We start from the raw sequence: 4,119 nt of genomic DNA on the forward strand, positions 1-4,119 counted from the left end.
CTTCCTATCCAACTACCAATAATTGCACCAGCAGCACTTGCCAAAATAGTTTCGCCTAAACTCATTCCTCCACTACTCATTTCAGGATTTGTAAGAGGAGATTGATTTGATTCAATTTTTTTGTCTGCTTTTTTTTTAAGTTTATCTAATTCCTCTTTTGATAAAATTTTTTCTTTTCCATCAAGTGTTTTTAAAATAACTCTTGTTTCACTTGCTGGATATTCTTCTACAATTTTATATTGATTAGGGGCTGTTTCTTGAATAACTACAAAAGCACCCTTTTTTTGACTTGCTTCTTGAAAGGCATTTTGAGTATTATCCTCTTTTTTATCTCCACATCCTACTAATCCAACTACCAAAATAGCACCAAGGCCACCAACCATTGCATAATTTGATATTTTTCTTAAAATCATTATAAAAACCTTTTTTTTAATAATAATATCAAAAAAACTTATATTTTCATACTTATTGAATGTTTGGCACTGACAAAAAGTATTAAAATTTACTCTCTTATTGAATAAATTTCCGCTCAGTATTCTATATTTAGGGAATTTGGATAATATAAATTTCTATGTTATAATTCATATGGAAACTTTTATTAAAAGGAGAAAAAATGAAAAAGTTTTTATCAATGTCATTATTGGCATTAACAACCTCTGTATTTGCCGCAGATACCACAAGTAGTGAATGGGAACTATTTAAAAATAATGTTTCTCCATCTATGGTATGGGGTGAAGATTCAATTATGTTAATTCCTAAAGCCAATACATTAGGAAGAGGACATTTATATTTAAGTACAACAATGTTAGATTCAGGAAAAATTCAAAATGATAGATTATTTCTAACAACGAATACAGCTATGCTTTCTACTTCTGATGATGTAGAATTAGGGTATTCAAGAAGAGTTTTTGTATGGGATAATTTTGATTATACGAATATAAAAATGGATAGTTTTCATTTAAAAGCAAGAGTTTTTCACTTAACAGATAACTATATTCCTCAAATTGCAGTTGGAGTTAATTTAGTGTCTCTTGCAGCTAATAATTTTAATAAACAAAAAGATTATCTTTATAATCCATATGTAGTTACAACAATAAGAGCTCCATTAGGAACAGAAAAAGCAGTTTTAACTATTACAGCAATGGCTGAAAAAGTGATGAATGAAGGTCAAAGCAGTGAGCCTAAATTCGGTGGTGGTGTAGATTTTAAAATATTTAACCATTTATATCTATTAGGTGAAATAGTAGGTGTTAATAAAGATGGTAAAAATGGTGTTGTGAATACAGGTGCTAAACTAAAATTTGGATGGGTTAGTTTAGGTGCTGGAATGTTTAATATAGCTAGAAATACTATTATAAAAGATGATAATTCAGACGGAACTAAAAACAAAAGATATTGGATGGCTAATATCTCATTAGATATTCCTTTTGATAAACTTTTTAAAGGAGATTCAAAATGAAAAAAATATTATTAAGCAGTATGGTAGGTGCTTTATTATTAACCGGGTGTTTCAAAGAAAAAAAGATACCAACAGACCAACTTGTTACTATATATGATAGTAATCTACAAGAAACTAATAAATTAGCTCCATTAGATACAATGTATGTAAAAATTGGAGGATTAGAACCTAATAAATTACACGAAATTGATATAACAGATCCTAATGACAAATTAATTTCAAAATTACAAATAGCATCTAATGATGATGGAGTTATTGGTCCCATTCCTGCTTGGTATGATGTAGGTGTAGAAGCAAAAGAAGGTAATGTAACTATTCCTTATAATAAAGATATTGCAATTAAAAGTTTTTATGTAAAAGTAAAATCTCTTGAAAATGATGGAACTAACTTTAAACAACCATTTTTTGTTTTATTAAAAAAACCTTCTTCAAATGAAATAGTAAAACCTATTGTAAGTGCTGTAAGTGCAGAAGATGGAAATACTTCAAATGCTAAAATAACACATACTTTTTTTGAAACAGGAAGTAAAACAGCTGATGGAAGTGATAGTAATCTAACAAAAGTATATGTAAAGGCTGATGTTCTACCAAAAAGAATAGATGGAGAAGATATAAAAAAAGTTGATATTTATGTAATTCCTTTCGCTGGTGGTGTATATGAAGATGGAATGGATTTAAAAGATATAGCTATAACTTATAGAAAAGATGTAGATGTAAATATTAGCAAAAATGGTAATTATAATTATTTAGATACTACATTAGTATGGGATTTAAATAAAGGTCCAAAATTAATAAATCCAGGAGATAGCAATAATGCTTATTCTATAATTATTGATACTAATAAAAATGGAAAATTAGATATAGGTAAAGACTTAGATAATGATGGAAAATATGATGAATATATAGATGGAATTGCCGGACAAGGTGCAGCTGGATTTATTGTAATGGATACAGAAGCAAATAATTTACATTACCAAATTACAGATTCAAATGGAAATAAACTTGATAGTGTTGGAGAACACGATAGTAATGATAAAACAGATTTATATCTAAATATTAGTAATATTCCAACATCAGATGATAATGTTTCAATTTATGTAATAGATGAAGATAGTAATGATTTATCAGATGGAACTGACTTATCAGATGTTAGAGATAATGGAGATGCTACAGATGCTAATATTTCAAAGCCTGATAATAATAATACATTTATGCCTTATATTAAACTTGCAAAAGTTTTAAATACAAAAGGTGATGATGATTATAGTTATACTAAAGATATAGATAAAGTAAAAAAATTAGATATTGTAGTTGATGTAAATAAAAATGGAAAATATAACAAAGATGTGGATTATTATCTTCCTAATGTATTGACTGTAAATCCATTTGATAATAAAATATATACAGTTAATAGTGATGATAAAAACACATCTACATTTAATGAAGCAAACTCTGATGCAAATACAACAGTTTATGTAGAAGTAAATGGAACAAAAGATAAATGCGATGATTTAAAATATGCATATTTATATAAAACATCTCAAAAAATTGAAGATGGAGATGAATTATTTGGGGAAATTTTAAGAAAAGAAGTGGCAGTTAATGCCGGATGTAAAACAGAATTTTTAGATACAAATAAAACATTTGAAGATGGAACATTAAAAATTATTAATCCAAATTCAAAAAATAATAAATATCAAATCGTTTTAGATAAAAATGATAATCATAAATATGATAAAGATAAAGATAAATTATTATATATCACATTTAAAGATACAAAAGCCAATTCGCTTCCTAATGTAAGCTATATTAATTTAGCATCTGGTGGATTAATGGGAAGACCATATCATCATTGGACATTCACACCTTATACAAGTGCATATGATTATAGAGATGTATTTACTGTAAATGCAGAAGATACAGTTCCTACTGAATGGTGGTGGGCAAGATATTTCACTACTCCAGGTGTAAAAGTAGTATGGAATCCTTATATAAGAGATAGAGGATGGTGGTGGTACCATAAACACAGCCATTATATAAATGAAAAAGGTGAAAAAAACACATCTCCATTTTATAATCATCAATTGGTTGATTTATATATAATTGATGCTAATAAACATACTTTATATAAAGATATGGAATTAAAAAAATCAATGGATGTGAGAGGTTATTATAATACACTTCCTGTACAAATTAGTTGTAGAAATGGATACCATTTACAAACTATTTGGAAAGCACCTCTAAAAGTTGGTAAATATTATTTAGTAGTTGATGTAAATAGAAATGGTAAAATTGATGATGGTATTGATTTTATCGATGCAGTAAACAAAGCAGGAGTTACAATCAAAGATGATCCAAATATAGTTGGATTTAGTGTTGAGGATAAATAAAAGATTTTTTCTTTTATTTTTTCTTTTAACTCTTTTAATTTAATATTAAAACAACTTCTTTATTATCTGGATAGATTTTTGATTCTATTTTAACATCAATTCTTTTATCTAATGGAATTTCTTCTAAGACTATTAAAGGGGTAATATTATAATCAACATTTAAAAGTTTTTTTCTAATTTGAATTTCTTCTTTTATAGTTGGTGGATTTTTGTAAATATCATAAATTGAAGAATAATTTTTATTTAAAAGTTCATTAAATTTATTTAATG

The 4,119-nt window shown here is 26.8% G+C and carries 2 protein-coding genes and 2 pseudogenes; 2 read left to right on the forward strand and 2 right to left on the reverse strand.

Annotated elements, in window-relative coordinates; translation table 11 throughout:
* Positions 1-359 (reverse strand): annotated as a pseudogene (locus F7B34_RS05150) (hypothetical protein); the annotation flags it as partial.
* A 254-nt stretch (positions 360-613) separates the two neighbouring features.
* Here F7B34_RS05150 and F7B34_RS05155 point away from each other — a divergent pair.
* Both F7B34_RS05155 and F7B34_RS05160 read left to right on the forward strand, forming a co-directional pair.
* Positions 614-1,459 carry a hypothetical protein gene (locus F7B34_RS05155; RefSeq protein WP_292460767.1) on the forward strand — a complete coding sequence of 282 codons (846 nt, stop codon included), beginning with the start codon at positions 614-616 and terminating at the stop codon, positions 1,457-1,459.
* Positions 1,456-3,849 carry a hypothetical protein gene (locus F7B34_RS05160; RefSeq protein ID WP_292460768.1) on the forward strand — a complete coding sequence of 798 codons (2,394 nt, stop codon included), beginning with the start codon at positions 1,456-1,458 and terminating at the stop codon, positions 3,847-3,849. The genes F7B34_RS05155 and F7B34_RS05160 overlap by 4 nt, the downstream gene beginning before the upstream one ends.
* A 34-nt stretch (positions 3,850-3,883) precedes the next feature.
* Here the strand turns inward: F7B34_RS05160 and F7B34_RS05165 are convergent.
* Positions 3,884-4,119, reverse strand: a pseudogene (locus tag F7B34_RS05165) (diacylglucosamine hydrolase like protein); the annotation flags it as partial.

It is taken from the genome of Methanothermococcus sp. (assembly GCF_015523155.1).
Taxonomy (GTDB): Archaea; AGJL01; Methanococci; order Methanococcales; family Methanococcaceae; genus Methanofervidicoccus.

Coding starts and splice junctions, on each gene's coding strand:
- F7B34_RS05160 (WP_292460768.1), top strand. CDS start 1,456: ATGAAAAAAATATTATTAAGCAGTATGGTAGGTGCTTTATTATTAACC.
- F7B34_RS05155 (WP_292460767.1), top strand. CDS start 614: ATGAAAAAGTTTTTATCAATGTCATTATTGGCATTAACAACCTCTGTA.